17 protein-coding genes are annotated in these 15,754 nt (G+C 38.0%); 9 read left to right on the top strand and 8 right to left on the bottom strand.

Annotated elements, in window-relative coordinates; translation table 11 throughout:
* Positions 1 to 155: 155 nt before the first annotated feature.
* A complete protein-coding gene (locus AC2TFD_RS25115) occupies positions 156 to 848 on the top strand; it encodes a hypothetical protein (RefSeq protein WP_484674151.1) in 693 nt (230 codons plus the stop codon).
* 77 nt (positions 849 to 925) lie between these two features.
* Here AC2TFD_RS25115 and AC2TFD_RS25110 read toward each other — a convergent pair whose 3' ends face one another.
* The 5 genes from AC2TFD_RS25110 to AC2TFD_RS25090 are packed head-to-tail and all read right to left on the bottom strand — an operon-like array spanning position 926 to position 5,251.
* A complete protein-coding gene (locus AC2TFD_RS25110) occupies positions 926 to 1,459 on the bottom strand; it encodes a 1,2-dihydroxy-3-keto-5-methylthiopentene dioxygenase (protein WP_335512222.1) in 534 nt (177 codons plus the stop codon).
* Positions 1,460 to 1,482: 23 nt separating this feature from the next.
* A complete protein-coding gene (locus AC2TFD_RS25105; protein WP_335568550.1) occupies positions 1,483 to 2,136 on the bottom strand; it encodes a methylthioribulose 1-phosphate dehydratase in 654 nt (217 codons plus the stop codon).
* Between the two features lie 13 nt (positions 2,137 to 2,149).
* Complete coding sequence (locus AC2TFD_RS25100; RefSeq protein WP_420489193.1) at positions 2,150 to 2,806, bottom strand: 2-hydroxy-3-keto-5-methylthiopentenyl-1-phosphate phosphatase; 657 nt, start codon at positions 2,804 to 2,806, stop codon at positions 2,150 to 2,152.
* 20 nt (positions 2,807 to 2,826) lie between these two features.
* Positions 2,827 to 4,041 carry a 2,3-diketo-5-methylthiopentyl-1-phosphate enolase gene (locus AC2TFD_RS25095; protein WP_335568608.1) on the bottom strand — a complete coding sequence of 405 codons (1,215 nt, stop codon included), beginning with the start codon at positions 4,039 to 4,041 and terminating at the stop codon, positions 2,827 to 2,829.
* Positions 4,042 to 4,084: 43 nt separating this feature from the next.
* Positions 4,085 to 5,251 carry a pyridoxal phosphate-dependent aminotransferase gene (locus tag AC2TFD_RS25090; protein WP_335568609.1) on the bottom strand — a complete coding sequence of 389 codons (1,167 nt, stop codon included), beginning with the start codon at positions 5,249 to 5,251 and terminating at the stop codon, positions 4,085 to 4,087.
* A gap of 240 nt (positions 5,252 to 5,491) precedes the next feature.
* Between AC2TFD_RS25090 and metK the strand changes: the two genes are divergently transcribed.
* On the top strand, positions 5,492 to 6,706 hold the full coding sequence (gene metK / locus AC2TFD_RS25085; RefSeq protein WP_335568552.1) for a methionine adenosyltransferase: 1,215 nt from the start codon (positions 5,492 to 5,494) through the stop codon (positions 6,704 to 6,706).
* Positions 6,707 to 6,897: 191 nt separating this feature from the next.
* On the opposite strand, the gene AC2TFD_RS25080 is transcribed toward metK, so the two are convergent.
* Entirely contained in the window at positions 6,898 to 7,680 is a 783-nt protein-coding gene (locus tag AC2TFD_RS25080) for an undecaprenyl-diphosphate phosphatase (protein WP_484674150.1), read from the bottom strand.
* A 165-nt stretch (positions 7,681 to 7,845) separates the two neighbouring features.
* Here AC2TFD_RS25080 and AC2TFD_RS25075 point away from each other — a divergent pair, with 165 nt between their 5' ends.
* Both AC2TFD_RS25075 and AC2TFD_RS25070 read left to right on the top strand, forming a co-directional pair.
* Positions 7,846 to 8,619, top strand: coding sequence for a DUF4931 domain-containing protein (locus AC2TFD_RS25075; RefSeq protein ID WP_335512208.1), 774 nt, complete (start codon positions 7,846 to 7,848; stop codon positions 8,617 to 8,619).
* A gap of 323 nt (positions 8,620 to 8,942) precedes the next feature.
* On the top strand, positions 8,943 to 10,112 hold the full coding sequence (locus tag AC2TFD_RS25070) for an FtsW/RodA/SpoVE family cell cycle protein (RefSeq protein WP_335512206.1): 1,170 nt from the start codon (positions 8,943 to 8,945) through the stop codon (positions 10,110 to 10,112).
* Positions 10,113 to 10,227: 115 nt separating this feature from the next.
* On the opposite strand, the gene AC2TFD_RS25065 is transcribed toward AC2TFD_RS25070, so the two are convergent.
* Positions 10,228 to 11,187, bottom strand: coding sequence for an ABC transporter substrate-binding protein (locus tag AC2TFD_RS25065; protein WP_335512204.1), 960 nt, complete (start codon positions 11,185 to 11,187; stop codon positions 10,228 to 10,230).
* 256 nt (positions 11,188 to 11,443) lie between these two features.
* Between AC2TFD_RS25065 and AC2TFD_RS25060 the strand changes: the two genes are divergently transcribed.
* From AC2TFD_RS25060 to AC2TFD_RS25040, 5 genes are read left to right on the top strand one after another with little or no spacing between them, the layout of a single operon-like run.
* On the top strand, positions 11,444 to 12,448 hold the full coding sequence (locus AC2TFD_RS25060) for a FecCD family ABC transporter permease (RefSeq protein ID WP_335512203.1): 1,005 nt from the start codon (positions 11,444 to 11,446) through the stop codon (positions 12,446 to 12,448).
* Entirely contained in the window at positions 12,445 to 13,500 is a 1,056-nt protein-coding gene (locus AC2TFD_RS25055; protein ID WP_335512201.1) for a FecCD family ABC transporter permease, read from the top strand. Before AC2TFD_RS25060 ends, AC2TFD_RS25055 begins: the two co-directional genes overlap by 4 nt.
* Positions 13,501 to 13,513: 13 nt before the next feature.
* Positions 13,514 to 14,335, top strand: coding sequence for an ABC transporter ATP-binding protein (locus AC2TFD_RS25050; protein WP_335512199.1), 822 nt, complete (start codon positions 13,514 to 13,516; stop codon positions 14,333 to 14,335).
* Between the two features lie 7 nt (positions 14,336 to 14,342).
* Positions 14,343 to 15,107: an IucA/IucC family C-terminal-domain containing protein gene (locus AC2TFD_RS25045; RefSeq protein ID WP_335568553.1), complete on the top strand. Its 765-nt coding sequence runs from the start codon at positions 14,343 to 14,345 to the stop codon at positions 15,105 to 15,107.
* Positions 15,067 to 15,318 carry a DUF2573 family protein gene (locus tag AC2TFD_RS25040; RefSeq protein WP_335568554.1) on the top strand — a complete coding sequence of 84 codons (252 nt, stop codon included), beginning with the start codon at positions 15,067 to 15,069 and terminating at the stop codon, positions 15,316 to 15,318. Before AC2TFD_RS25045 ends, AC2TFD_RS25040 begins: the two co-directional genes overlap by 41 nt.
* Positions 15,319 to 15,518: 200 nt before the next feature.
* Here the strand turns inward: AC2TFD_RS25040 and AC2TFD_RS25035 are convergent, their stop codons facing one another.
* Positions 15,519 to 15,650 (bottom strand): YuzL family protein, encoded by a 132-nt coding sequence (locus AC2TFD_RS25035; protein ID WP_335512193.1) that lies wholly within the window; start codon positions 15,648 to 15,650, stop codon positions 15,519 to 15,521.
* Between the last annotated feature and the right edge of the window lie 104 nt (positions 15,651 to 15,754).

Here is a 15,754-nt window from a genome sequence, read left to right as displayed (position 1 = left end):
AAATTTAAAGCTGCTTTATGGATAAGGTGATTTTCAGAGTTAGAAGGTGAATTAAATTGAAATTAACAAATGAGTAGGGTGCCCCTTGGGGAGGCTGGAAACAAAGTAATAAAGACATAGCACCTTTAGATTTTACTGAAATCCAAGAAAGGTCTTTGTTTATTGGAGTTAACATTGGATCTAGTTATCACAATGAAACAGATTGTGCGGTACTCCTGTATAAAGATAAAACAAATTGGAAATTGAAAACGAATGATAACGAAGACGCCTTTGAATTTTTGTATAATAATATTAGTTTTTTGTCAAAAAATAGATATAAAAATGCAGATAGTACTTTTTTAAAGGAGTATCTCATTTTTACAATAGGTGCTTGTTTAAGTTCTCCGATAAAACCTGAGTATACTATACGTGATGTCGATGTTGAAAGAAATAATGTAAATAAGATAAATCAAAGATGGGAATCAGAACGTTATCATAAGATAAGTGATTGGCTGAACCATTTTCCGATATCGGGAGCATCTAAGAGAGTTTATTTAGAAACATGCCCTCAAAGTAATTTTCCTTTTGACATAAAGGAAACAAGAGCAATAGTACAGGAAAAGTCATTCTTAGTGGATGCATTAAAAAAAATCAATGAATTTCCAGTTTCTATCCCAAATATACAAGGGTGGAATGAGGAGTATTTTAAGGATGAATATTTTCGAAATGCCTTTGTTTCAATGTTGGTCTCCATTGCATATACGAGATGGAAATCAGTAGATAAATCTGGAAAGCATGACTTCCTAAAAATCATTGCGGATCATGATGGACTATACTGGCTTCTTGATTATGAATCACTTAATCATTGAAACTCTAATTTGTAAAAAGCCTCTTTCAGATGAAAGAGGCTAAATGTTGTTCGAAAAATTTATACGGTATATCTCAATTATCTTTTGAACTCAGGATCTTCATAAGGGTGAGCAACCCAGCCTGATGAATCGATAAACAAGCGAACAGCCACAACTTGGCGGTTTTCCATTAAAGTAAAGAAATGCGGTGTGTTAACGGGAACAGAAATCACATCTCCCGGGGACAATTCTACATCAAAATAACCGGGTTCACCCTTGATTGTGAAAATCCCATTTCCTGCTGTAATAGCACGTACTTCATCCTCTGTATGCACATGTACGTTTTCAAACTTTTTTAATAGCTCGTCCAAGTTTGGAGTTGCATCTGACAATGCAACAACGTCCCATTCAGCATAGCCGCGCCGGGTTGCAAGGGATCTAATTTCGTCATCAAAGGTACTTAGAATTTCTTCTTTGTCCTCATTTGATAGTAAAAATTGATTATGCAGCCTGTTCGATAGCTTGTCCATGTCCCAATGCTCATAAAGGACACCATGTTTATCTAAGAAACTTGTAACCTCTTGTTCTTTTGTTAATCTTTTATTTGTATTACGAATCCGAATATTCGCCATAGTAAACTCTCCTTTTATATGATTTATTTTGACTTTTTTAGGAAATACATATTTATTTGGTATTCAAAAAGAAATTCAAATGCTTCTAAATGACGTTTAGCTGTAAAATCACTATCGCCCCAAACATATATGCCATGATTGCGGATTAATACCCCTGGAACCTCGGGTTGGATTACCTTGCTGATTTCTTCTGCTAATTTTGGAATGGAAAAATAATTTTCTACTATTGGGATGGTTATTGAAGCATCTTCTTTCCAAATATCAAATGCTTTAATAATTTCATGGTTCGTAAAAGTAACTTTTCCTTGATCCGCGTAAAGCTCCGAAATAAGGTTGTTAGGAATCGTATGGATATGAAAAACCGCTTGGCAATTAGGGATTTGTTGATAAATAGAGGTGTGAATTAAAGTTTCAGCTGAAGGTTTTAAATTGCTGGGAAGTACAAGGTTTCCGTCCATATTAACTAAAATATAGTCCTCAGGAGTATGAATAGACTTGTCTTTTCCACTAGAGGTTATGGCGATAATCGACTGATTTTTATCTAATGGGGGACCTTTAACTCGAATGGATAAGTTCCCGCTCGTAGCAGGAAACCATCCTTTTTTCGAGAATGTGTCTTTCACAGTTTGCAGCGTATTAAAGGCTTTTTGAATGGCTTCAAGATTAATTTTTTCCATTTTTTTATAGGTTTCACCTCCTTTCGTTATTAAACTGCTTTAAAATTTCTATTACATCGTAAAATGACACAAATTCTTTATAAGGAAGAGAATGCTCTTGGCATTTCTGTAAAAGAAAATCCCTTGCAATTACAAGATCAGCCATTTTGGATGCGGCCAAATCTGTAATACTATCTCCAATGACAATTTTTATATTATCTATACTTGAATGGGAACGGAGAATACTTGGTTTACACATTCCACAATCCATGCTGCAAAGTGCATCACAAGAATATGGCCAATGAATTTGAATCTGATTTTCGCTAAAATCACTCGAATTACAATATATATCTTGTTTTGGAACAGAATAGCGCGACAAAATTGGGTAGACGAAAAAGTCTATTCCTCCACTAGTAATTAACAGGCGAAGATTATGATCCTGACAAAATTGAATAAACTGATCAAAACCAGGTCGAATAGTTGCTTGCTTAATAGCGTAATTGGTGATTTCTTCTCGGCAGGAGGCAGGTAATAGCCCAAACATGCGTCCTACACCTTTTCGAATACTAATATTCCCAGCTAAAATATCATCCTTGATGGTTTCCCACCCAGGTGGATTATAATACTTCATAATATTAATAATGTTGTCATTTTCAGTGATTGTTCCATCAAAATCACAAAAAATAATCATTTTTTTGACGGTGCACACTGTTATAAAGCACCCCATTTGTCGATCGCCGAACGAAGTTCAACCGAGTTTTGTGCTGCTTGCATTAAAGTTTGGCCTGAAATAGCTGCTTGGATCGAGTCCCTAAAGGCTATTCCTCCAGCTGTTGTGCCTTGGGGGTGGCCATGAATTCCTCCACCTGCATTAATTATGATGTTATGACCAAAATCCCGAATAATGGTTGGAACTAGACCTGGATGGATTCCCGCAGAAGGTGTTGGAAAAGCTGTACGATGAATACTGTTTGGTAATTGAAGTTGATTTGCTATTTCCATAGCTGCATCTTTTGGCATCGCCACCGAACCGTAAGGAGAAGGAAAAAGAACAATGTCAGCACCTGAAAGTCGCATTAATTTACCAATAAGCAGAGAAGCAGATAGCCCAAAGTGAGGTGATGGATATAATGAACCTGTAAACGCAGGATGGGCTATAATTGGAACATTTACATCAGGATCGGCTGAAATTCGATGGAGAACATCAAATCCATAAGGAACCACATTTAGTAACAAACAAGATGCTCCAGCTTTAGAGAATTGTTTTGCTTTTTCAACTAGTTGAGTAACGGGTCCGGTTAGGTTCACTGCATATAATACTCTTTTTCCGGTAATTTCCTGTTGCTGTTGATTATATTTTTCAAATGCATCTATTCGCTTTAGAGCGGGTGCGTAATCATCACGAAAATAAATCTCATCATCTTTTACAAGGTCAACTTGTCCATCAACCTGGTTTTGGTACTCTTTTTCTAGTTCGTGTAGAGGAAGACCAATACATTGTTTAAAGATGCTCATTAATAAGGGACGGTTATGAACTCCTATCATTCTTCTTATTCCCTCTATTCCAAAGCGTGGACCTGGAAATTTCGATAGTAAGGAATCGGGCAGCTTTAAATCCATTAATTTTATCTGACCATCCATTGATAGTTTTCCAAATACGGTTGTTAGGATAGAGGGAATATCTGGATTTATATTAATAATTGGATAGCCGATCATTAATAATGCCTTTGGACTTTCATCTGAATTGTGTTTGAGCACTTTTACTTCGATTACTTTACCTAAATGTGGTATCATCTGTTCTTTTTTTGCCTTTGGGAGATCTGTCCACGTTCCAACAGTAAGCCCTACGGCGATTTCTTGTGCCTTTTTGTAAAAATTAAGATGTCCATGAACTAAATAGGTAGCAATCACAAAATCTTTTTCTATAGTCACAAACATCTCACCTCCTAAAATTAAATAGTAGAGAACATTAAAAGATTGATAGCTTAGAAATCCTCTGCATAGCTTCTCGAATACGTTCCTCTTCGGCAAGCAAGCCTAATCGAACATACCCCTCACCATGCTTTCCAAATCCATTTCCTGGTGCGACAACAACCTTTGCTTTCTCTAATAAGATATCGGCAAATTCGCTTGAAGTGTACCCTTTTGGAACTGGCAGCCAGGCAAAGAAAGATCCTTTAGGAAGTGGAGCACTCCAACCAAGCTTTTTTAGTTCTTCAAATAAGGCATTTCGTCGCGATTCATAGGTATTAACTAGTTTACGAACACATTCTTGTGATGAGGTTAATGCTGTAATGGCTGCATCTTGAATACCGCCAAACAAGCTGACAAAATAGTGGTCTTGTAATTGATTGATTAATTGAATCAGCTCGTGGTTACCAAGAGCGAATCCGACGCGCCATCCTGCCATATTATAGGTTTTTGAGAGTGTATAAAATTCGATGCCAACATCCTTGGCACCCGGACGGGATAAATAGCTGATCGATTTGTGCCCATCAAAGCCGATTGCCCCATAAGCAAAATCGTGGGCTATCACAATATTATTTTTCTCTGCAAAGACAATAGCTTCATCAAAGAAGGTACTAGTAGCGCAAGCTCCTGTCGGATTTGATGGATAATTAAGGAACATTAATTTGGCATGTTTACACTGACTAGATGTTATTTTAGATAAATCCGGGAAAAATCCATTGGAAAAATCTAACGGCATCTGAACCATTTCAGCTCCCGCAATAGCAATTCCAGACCAATAATCAGGATATCCTGGGTCAGGAACGAGTGCAATGTCACCTGGATTCAGTAATATTTGTGAAATTTCTACGAGTCCGGATTTTGTGCCAAATAATATAGCAACTTCTTTTTCTGGATCTAATGTAACTCCATATTCTGTTTGATACCAAGTACAGATCGCTTCCTTCAATTCACTCTTGCCTGTAAACGGTGGATACTTATGGTTGATAGGGTTTAGTGCAGCATTTTGTAACGATTGAATAATATGAGGCGGTGTAGGCAGGTCTGGGTTACCTTGTCCAAGATTAATCACGTCATACCCTGCAGCTATAAAACCATTCACTTTCCCAACTAATGTAGAAAAAAACTGAGTAGGCAAACGCTCCATTTGGTTAGAAGCATTGATCATAAAATTGTTATTTTTCACTAATTAATCACCCCCCTTTAGAAAATAACATATGATGGAATAAACTTTTTAGTGAGTAAACTGTAAAAACAAATGCTTGTCCACTATTGTAACCCTCAATGTTATTACCCTGCACTAGGTCAACATTTAGAGCTTCAATATCTAGATTTTGTATTATATGTAGTGGAAAAAATTTGGACAATCTTTAGAAAAAGAAAATGTGAATTTGGGAGATGAGATAATGTGAATAAAAAGCAAAGTCACCTTTTTACCTCAGAATCGGTTACTGAAGGTCATCCAGATAAAATGTGTGATCAAATTTCTGACGCTATATTAGATGCTATTTTTGAAAAAGACCCAAATGCGCGTGTTGCATGTGAAACTTCAGTTAGTTCGGATTTGATTGTTTTATCTGGGGAGATTACCACGACCGCCTCTGTTGATTTCTTAAGTATAGTAAGAAGCACGATTCGAAATATTGGGTATACAAGCTCAGAGTTTGGACTAGATGCAGATACTTGTAAGATTTTAATAGCGCTGAACAAGCAATCCTCTGATATAGCCATGGGAGTAAACCAAGCGCTTGAAGCCCGTGAAGGTTTAATGACGGAGGATGAAATAGACCAAATTGGCGCAGGTGACCAAGGGCTTATGTTTGGTTTTGCTTGCGATGAAACGGATGAATTAATGCCATTGCCAATTTACCTGTCCCATAAGCTTGCAAGGCGTTTAGCAGAAGTTCGAAAGTATGGTTTGGTTGATTATCTACGTCCGGATGGAAAAGTACAGGTGACTGTGGAATACGAAAATTCAAAGCCTGTTCGAATTGACACCATTATTATTTCGGCACAACATAACCCTGAAGTTGAGCTAGCACAAATCAAAAGAGATTTGCATCGATATGTCATTTCTTACGTAGTACCACCAGAATTGGTTGATGAGAGCACAAAATATTATATTAATCCAACTGGTAGATTTGTGATTGGCGGACCAAAGGGTGATGCAGGGTTAACGGGGCGTAAAATTATCGTTGATACGTATGGCGGATTTTCCCGCCACGGGGGGGGTGCTTTTTCGGGGAAAGACCCGACTAAGGTTGACCGTTCTGCGGCATATGCTGCACGTTATGTAGCTAAAAATATTGTTGCAGCAGGCATTGCAGATAAATGTGAAATTCAATTGGGTTACTCAATTGGAGTAGCTGCTCCTGTTTCAATAGCTGTTGAAACGTTTGGAACTGGAAAAATAGAAGAGTCAAAGATTGTTCAGCTTATAAGAAAATATTTTGACCTTCGCCCTGCAGGGATTATTCGAATGCTAAATCTTAGGAAACCTATTTATTTACAAACTGCTTGCTATGGGCACTTTGGAAGAGCGGATGTTCATTTGCCTTGGGAATACACAGATAAAGCAGGGATGTTAAAAAAGCAGGCAGAGAAAATATCTAAACAGGCGTGAGGCAAAGTAGTCACGGTTACCATAGGAGGTCTATAGTGACCGAAAATCAAAATGAGTAGTAGTCTCGGTCACTATAAGAGTTCTATAGTGACCGAGAATTAAAACGAGCAGGAGTCTCGGTCATTATAAGAGATCTTTATTGACCGAAATCCACAAATTATAACCGTCTTGGTCATTATAAAATAATCAACTTAGAATTTCCCCGTAAACTGAAAGAATAACACCGCAAATCCTAGCACCCATACATAAATCGCAAATGGTTTTAATGATCGTTTCTTTAAAAATCCGATCATCCACTTTACAGCAATATAGCCGAAAAAGGCAGAGGCACAAATTCCGACGAGAAGAGCAGATAAAGAGATTTCTTCACCGGCCCCTCCAGCTAAATCTAAAGATTGAAGCACGACCGCCCCAGCAATAGCTGGTGTAGATAAGAGAAATGAGAAATAGGCTGCCGTTTCCCGGTCTAATTTTCTCCATAAAGCAGCAACAATCGTAAACCCTGAGCGTGAAATCGCAGGAAAAATAGCAGCGGCTTGAAACGAGCCGATAATTAGGGCATCGGTATAACTAATATCATCCATTTTTTTATAGCCATTTTTTGCTAAATCTGCAATCCAGAGGAACAAACCTGTAACTAAAAACTCCCATCCAATGGTAACACCCGTCTTCGAAATTTCCTCAAAGTAGTCTTTAAAAAGCAGACCGATCACAACAGCTGGAATGGTTCCTACAATTAATAGGAAAGTAAGCTTGCTGAATGGATTTTTAATCATTTTTACAAACTCGTCCTTATAAAAAACAAAAACAGCCAGCAATGTTCCAATATGAAGCATTGTATCAAGTAATAATCCTGCTTCTTGTAATCCGAATAAATTCCGTCCTAAATACAAATGACCAGTAGAGCTAATAGGTAAAAACTCGGTTAACCCCTGAATGATTCCTAATATGAGTGCTTCTAATTTACTTAACATAAACAACCTCTCTTTCTGCCCCATAAGCCTGTACATAGTAAAGATATGCACGTAAAACTACATTTAGCCAATAAAAATTTTAAATATTACCAAGGCAAAAAAAGTGCAAAAGAAGCGGAATCTCCCATAAAATAGTAGTAAGGACTTTGGAGAGGAGCAGCACACTTGAAAAACAGCCATCTACATTTCAATACATCCATCGGAGTGAAAAAACCGGAAAATATAAGAAACAAACAGCAAGCATGCCCTTTTTGTGCACGGGAAGAACTGAGAGATCTCATTGAAGTGGATGGACCTATCATACTTTTGAAAAATAAATATCCTGTTTTAGAGAATGCCTATCAAACGGTTATCATTGAAACAGATGATTGCCATGGTGATTTATCTACCTACGAGCTTCCGCACCTACATAGACTACTAAAGTTCTCTATTAGGAATTGGCTTGATTTGGATAATACCAGAAAGTATGAATCGGTGATTTTTTACAAAAATCATGGTCCGTTGTCAGGTGGGACCATCGCTCATCCTCATATGCAGATTATTGGGTTAAATGATATTAACTATAAGGAAAATATAGAAGATGCAGTCTTTAAGGGTATTACAATAGAAGAAAAAGATGGAGTCACACTTACATTATCGACGAAACCGAAGGTAGGTTTTTATGAGTTTAACGTTGATATGGATGATTCTAGTTATAATGAAACTTTTGGTGTCCATCTTCAAAAAACGGTCCATTATATACTAAATAATTTTCCGTTTAAAGCAAGCAGCTACAATCTATTCTTTCATCATTATAATAAAAGAATCATTGTAAAAATTGTTCCGCGCTTTGTGACAACACCGCTTTATATTGGTTACGGAATTCCACAAGTACCCAATAATTTAGAGTGGATGGCGGATGATATTAAAAGTAAATATTTCGAAAAAGGAAGCGCCTAACAAGGGAGCTTCCATTTTTTAATACATGTAAATTAACCCATTCCCTGTTTAGAAGTTGTGCTTTGGGCAGATAAAAAATATAATGAGATAATGTACAAGTTCCTTATTGATGCTCAAACATAGGCTGTTTCGTAGATATTGTTGTTAAAATCTTAAAGCCGATTTTAACATGGAAATAGTTATTTTGTGCCTTTGAATTTAGTTACCATCTCTTTTCTTATTAAATTATATTGTTTTCTGTGATGACACAGCAGAATCATTAATTCTCGTTATAAATAGCAACATAGTGTAAGAAAAGAGCCTCTCATAAAGGAGTGTGAATAATGACATCATCTAAAAATACAACTTCAAAACTTGATTATAGTCTTGTTTTTATCTTACTTTTATTATTTCTTGCCAGCTGTGTATCAATTTACAGTGCGCAAGCAAGCGGTCAATATGTTGGTAACTTTTTATTAAAGCAGATTGTCGTTTATGGGATTGGATGCGGAATTATTGCTGTTGTAATTAGGTTTGATTCGGACCAACTAAAGAAATTATCTTGGTATGCCTATGGAATAGGTATATTCTTGCTCATATTTTTAATTTTTGCACCTGAAAGCATAGCACCAGTCAAAAATGGAGCAAAAAACTGGTTTAGAGTTCCCGGTCTCGGACAACTTCAGCCATCTGAGTTTGTCAAAATCTTTATTATTTTAACGTTAGCAAAGGTCATTGACGATCATCATCAAAAAAATCTGGTTAAAACAATTTCCTCTGATTTTTGGCTGTTAGTTAAGCTCGGCGTTATTACGATGGTTCCCTTAATGCTTATAATTAAGCAGGACTTAGGGACATCGCTCGTCTTTTTGGCTATTCTATTAGGAATGATTTTTATTTCAGGGATATCGTGGAAACTATTGGTACCAATTTTTTCTGTTGGGATAGGACTCATTTCGGTTATTTTTTATTTTGTACTTGTAAAACCAGAAATACTTGAAAAATATTTAGGTGTAAGACAGTACCAATTCAGCCGTATCTACTCATGGCTTGACCCATACAATTTCCAAAGTTCAGCAGGCTATCAATTAACGAGATCTCTTCTTGCCATTGGTTCCGGTCAAACAGGCGGAAAGGGATATGGGAATCGAGAAGTATATTTGCCAGAAAGTCATACTGATTTTATCTTTAGTGTCGTGGGTGAAGAGTTTGGTTTTATTGGTGCAAGTGTACTAGTGAGCTTGTTTTTCTTATTGATTTACCATATTACAAAGGTTGGTATGGAAACGAAGAATAACTTTTATACCTATATTTGTGTCGGTATCATTAGCATGATTACTTTTCACGTTTTCCAAAATATTGGGATGACGATAGGCGTGCTTCCGATTACCGGTATTCCATTACCGTTCATCAGCTACGGAGGAAGTTCGTTGATGGGGAATATGCTGGGAATTGGTTTGATTTTCTCCATCCGCTACCACTATAAAAAATACATGTTTTCAACAAGTGATTAACAAATATGGAACCCGTCGTTTAAGATAGTTGGACTGTATTTTGAAAATGAATAAAGTCATGACAAACTATAAAAGCAAAAAACGCGAGGACATTGTCCCCGCGTTTCTTCTTTTATTATTTCTTTAAAAAGATTTCCTCGATATCATCTAGCATTAAGTTTGCAGCTAGAACGCCGCCAGCCGTATTCCAAATTGTATCACTCACCTTGTGTACTTCCCCTTTTTTGGCTACTTCAAGATTTTTGAAAAGTGGGTCAGCAATCCATTCTTTTTCCAGCTCAGAGCCTTTCCCATCTCCTGTTTCATAAGTAAAATAGAAGAGGATATCTCCTTCCATTGCTGGAATTCGTTCTTTTGTTACGTTTCTTTCTGCAAAATCATCAACATTTTGGCTTTCTGGACGAGCAAATCCAAGGTCCCCCAAAATAACACCAGAGAAAGTATCTTTATGATAAATACGAACCTCGCCAGCCATAAAGCGAACCATTGAAACTTTCATCGCTAGTTTATCGCCAAGCTGCTCTTTTAGATCAGCAATTCGTCCCTCATACTTATCCAGTACTTCTTTACCTTTTTCTTCCTTATTTAATGCTTTTGCGTAAAGTTCAAAGTTTACCTTCCAGTCACCGCGAAGAGTTTCGGCAAAAACAGTCGGTGCAATTGCACTTAATTGATCATAAATTTTTTCTTGGCGCATTTTATTCCCAATAATTAAGTCTGGTTTTAAAGCTGCGATTGCTTCTACATTTACTTCACTTTCAACACCCACCACCTGAGTGTCTTTTAATTGATCTGCAATATGATCATACCAAGGATCACCAGTAAAGGATTTGACTGCACCTACAGGTGTAACACCTAATGCTAAAAGAGCTTCAGTTCCTTCATTCGTTAAAATGACTACTTTTTTAGGGGTACCTTTAATCGTTGTCGATCCCATTGCATGTTCAATACTGTAACTTGTTTCCTCCTTCGGTTTTTCTGTTTCTGGCTTTTCGGTTGTTTTCTCTTCGGCACCACCGCATGCTGCTAGTAATAAAACAGCGATGATTGAAAAAAGTGAAAATAATTTTTTCATATAAGTATGTATCCTCCTTGTTTTGATTGTAAATGATAATCATTTTCAATGACAATCTAATAATAAAATGGAACATAGGAAGATGTCAACGCTTTAATTGAAAATGATTTTCAAAATCAACGACAATTTTGTAAACATATACACATATAATTGAAAATGGTTATCAACCTCATTGACAATCATTATCAATTGAATATACACTTAAAGTAGTTAAATATATTTATAATATTAATTTGTTGAGAAAGGTTTACCCAAAATGCTTTTAAAAAATAGTGCACTGCGATGGATTGGTTTACTAACCTCCGTACTCTTATTATTGTTCTTCATGTGTGCAAGCATCGTTTTTGGTTACACTGAAACAACATTGGAGACGGCCATTGATGCCTTTACTGATTATAATGGCTCAAATGAACATATTATTATTCAAAGTGTAAGACTTCCAAGAGCACTCATTGCTGCCGCAGTTGGGGCAAGCCTAGCGATTGCTGGAACGTTAATGCAAACATTAACCAAAAATCCGCTGGCTTCCCCAGGTATTTTTGGTATTAATGCAGGTGCAGGTTTTGTCGTAGTGGCGGCAGTTACTCTTTTTTCCGTTTCAAGTTTACAGGCATTTAGTGGACTCGCCTTTTTAGGAGCAGCTATTGCAGCAATAAGTGTTTATGCAATTGGCTCTGTGGGACGGGAAGGTTTAACCCCGATGAAGCTGACATTAGCGGGTGCTGCCATCGCTGCCATGTTTTCATCGTTTACGCAAGGATTACTAGTTGTCGACGAGGCAGCACTTGAACAAGTGTTGTTTTGGCTGGCAGGTTCCGTTTCAGGCAGAAAATTAGAAACGCTTACGTCGGTATTACCATACTTGGGAATCGGATGGATCGCATCTATCTTGATAGCGGGGAAAATGAATATCCTCTCCATGGGGGAAGATGTAGCAAAAGGACTTGGTTTAAAAACAGGACTTGTAAAAATCTCTGTTGGTGTGATTGTTATTCTGCTGGCAGGAGGGGCCGTATCTGTTGCCGGACCAATCGGGTTTGTTGGAATTGTGATTCCTCATATTACTAGATCGATAATAGGCATTGACCATCGCTGGGTCATACCAATGTCGGGTATTTTGGGTGCAATTTTATTGGTCGCTGCAGATATCTCTGCACGATATGTTCTTATGCCTTCCGAGGTGCCCGTAGGGGTCATGACCGCCATCATCGGAACTCCATTCTTTATTTACATAGCAAGAAAGGGGTTCAATGCACGATGAGCAAATACAAAAATTTTCGTCTGTTAAACGGAAAAGTATCCTTTCTTTTCGATCGTAAAGCGGGCATAACCTTTACAGTACTAATGATTGTAGCTTTTATTGTTTTTGTGGCAAGCACAGCGATTGGTGAAATGAAAATGAACCCCCTCACTGTCTTGAAAGTATTTGTGGGCATCGGCCCTGAAATGGAAACGTTAATCATAACATCCTTTCGACTGCCTAGAATTATTATTGCACTGCTTGTTGGGATATCCCTTGCTGTTGCCGGTGGTATCCTACAGGGAATGATCAGAAATCCATTGGCTTCACCTGATGTACTTGGTATTACTGGCGGGGCAAGTGTTGCCGTGGTTGCCTTTCTGGCATTGTTCTCCGATGACAGTAATGCACTTACTGTAAGTATCAATTGGCTGCCCTTAGCTGCATTTTTAGGAGCAGGGATTGTGGCTTTCTTGGTTTACTTTTTAGCTTGGAAAAATGGGGTTTCACCTATCAGACTTGTCCTAATTGGGATTGGAATATCAACATTAATGCAAGCCTTAACAACCTTGATGATGATTATGGGTCCTATCTATCAGGCAAGTCAGGCAAACATATGGATTACTGGTACTGTGTATGGATCCAATTGGAGAAATGTTGCCACCTTGCTTCCGTGGGCGGTCATATTTCTATTGATTGCCTTTGCAGCAGCAAGAACGATTAATATTCAAGAGCTTGGTGACGAGGTTGCAACGGGTTTAGGCGGAAAGATTCAAAGACAAAGATTCTTTTTGTTAATGATCAGCACGGCCTTAATTGGCAGTTCTGTTGCCTTTGCTGGCGGAATTGGATTTGTTGGATTAATGGCGCCGCATATGGCAAGAAGACTGGTGGGGTCCTCATTTGGAGCATTACTTCCCGCTTCAGCCTTAATTGGCGGAATTCTCGTTATGCTGGCAGATTTAATTGGGAGAACGATGTTTTCTCCGCTGGAAATACCAGCAGGCGTTTTTACCGCGGGAATTGGTGCACCTTACTTTATATATTTACTTTTTAAAACAAGAAATGCTTAAAGGGGCTGAGAAGATGAAGAGTACGATTGAAACGAAAAATCTGTCACTATCTTACGGGGAGACATTAATAATTGATGATTTAAATATAAAAATTCCTCAAGGTGAAATTACCGTCTTTATTGGAGCCAACGGGTGTGGAAAGTCGACTCTTCTTCGATCAATAGCCCGTCTCCTTAAGCCCAAGTCTGGTACTGTAATATTAGAGGGTGAGGCAATTGCAAGGCTTTCTACAAAAGAGGTTGCCAAAAAAATGGCGATCTTACCGCAGTCACCAACTGCACCCGAAGGATTAACCGTGCTGCAGCTTGTAAAACAAGGGCGTTATCCACATCAATCATGGTTAAAACAATGGTCAGAAGAAGATGAAAGAAAAGTAAATAATGCCCTGAAGGCAACTCGACTTGAGGATTTGAAAGAGCGGCCGGTAGATTCTCTTTCAGGTGGTCAGAGACAGCGAGCCTGGATTGCAATGACGCTGGCACAGGATACAGATGTCATTCTTCTAGATGAGCCAACAACATATTTAGATATGGCCCATCAAATTGAAATTCTTGATCTCCTTTTTGAGCTCAATGAAAAAAGGAAAAGTACCGTTGTGATGGTTCTTCATGATCTTAATTTGGCCTGCCGCTATGCCCACAATATTGTGGCACTTAAGGATAAGAAGGTTTATGCCCAAGGAGAGCCTGAGTATGTGATGAATCGCAGCACTGTCAAAAATGTATTTGGGATGGATTGCGAAGTTATTTTGGATCCTTTATTTGGAACACCCCTTTGTGTTCCTTACGGAAAAGGAAGAAGTATCTCCCAAAAGGCGGCTGTGTCGAATGGATAATCTCCTAATGGAAAATAACCTAACCACTTTGCAAAAATATAGGCTAAGGTCAACTACAGAAAAATCATTTACTGTTGGCGATTTACTAGATAAAACCTATGCCATTGGCTTTATGAAAAATTTAGCTGCTGCGATTGGTGCTCCTTCAGAAAGAACAGCTGCTTCTATTTTTATAAAAAGATATGCTTTTATTGCAGTTATTTCCCTTTTTGCCATGACGACAGGTAATAAGAAAATGAATCTATCTTTGGACAATATTGAGATGGAAGAAGCGGAACGTGGAAAAGATTGGCTCCCAATGATTTCCTTCAAAAATTCGTCCATTGAGGAATGGAATGGTGAAGACCGCAAGGAGTGGCGGAAAAATGTTTATCGTGAACTTTTTGCTAAAAACCTCTATTCACTTATCAGCCATTTTGAAAAAACATTTAAAGTATCAAAACTAGTCCTGTGGGAAAATATTGCTGTATACTTATTTTGGCTTTACGAAACGGAGTTAAAAGAATATGAAAATCCTAATGTAAAAGATGATTTTCGTTTCTTACTTATGGAGGCAGAGGGAAACCTGTTTGGCCGGTATAATCATAATCCAATAACGAAGTATTATGATGAAAAAAAGATCGAAGATGAGGTTCGAATAAGAAAAACATGCTGTTTTACCTATCAGCTCGGGTCAAAACGCTGTAAAACATGTCCGTGTACTCATCTTACTCAGGATGGAAGGTGTTTTGATGGAGAAAGTATTTGCTCAGCAGTTCGAAGCGTTACTTGAAAAATATAGTGAACTGCTCGTCGGAGAGTCGAGTGAAGAGACAAAGGAAAAAGTAAAGGCTTGGGCACTTTATTCGCATATTGCGAAATCAATGCCAGCCCTAGCGAAACACTGGAATGAACTCTACCCGGAGGCCAAAGACGAAATGAAAGTAATTATAAATGAAATTAAACTGCTAAATGAACAGCATCGTAATGAATCGAAAAAATAAAACCGGAGGGCAGCCCCGGTTTTATCTCTATCTAGCTCCAGCGCCTAGGGGCTCGGTTCATAAGCCAATCCGTCAAGAAGGTTAAAAGGCAACCTTCATGCCGGCTCGTCTTATGCCTGTCGCCCCTGAGCACTAAGGAAAGCTCCTTAGAATAATCCTCGCAGAAACAAGCTGTGCTTGTTCCGAAGGCGCTTCCGCTTTTACCTTTTGAATTGGTTGTTTTGACTGTTCACTTTATCTTTCCCTGACTGTTCTCCGCCAGGACCGGCGTTACCTTGTACACTGGCTGCGCTAACGCCTCTTTTAGATGGGTTTTTCTTCATTTTACCCATGTTCATCACCTCGGTAATAGGATGCCCAATTCAACTTATTTATGTAATCTAGAGGAGAAAATCTACTTTGTAAAAAAAAGTTAATTTTTTCCGCATTTTATCAT

It is taken from the genome of Neobacillus sp. plas4, from assembly GCF_057221695.1.
This window is presented reverse-complemented; position numbering and strand designations above follow the sequence as displayed.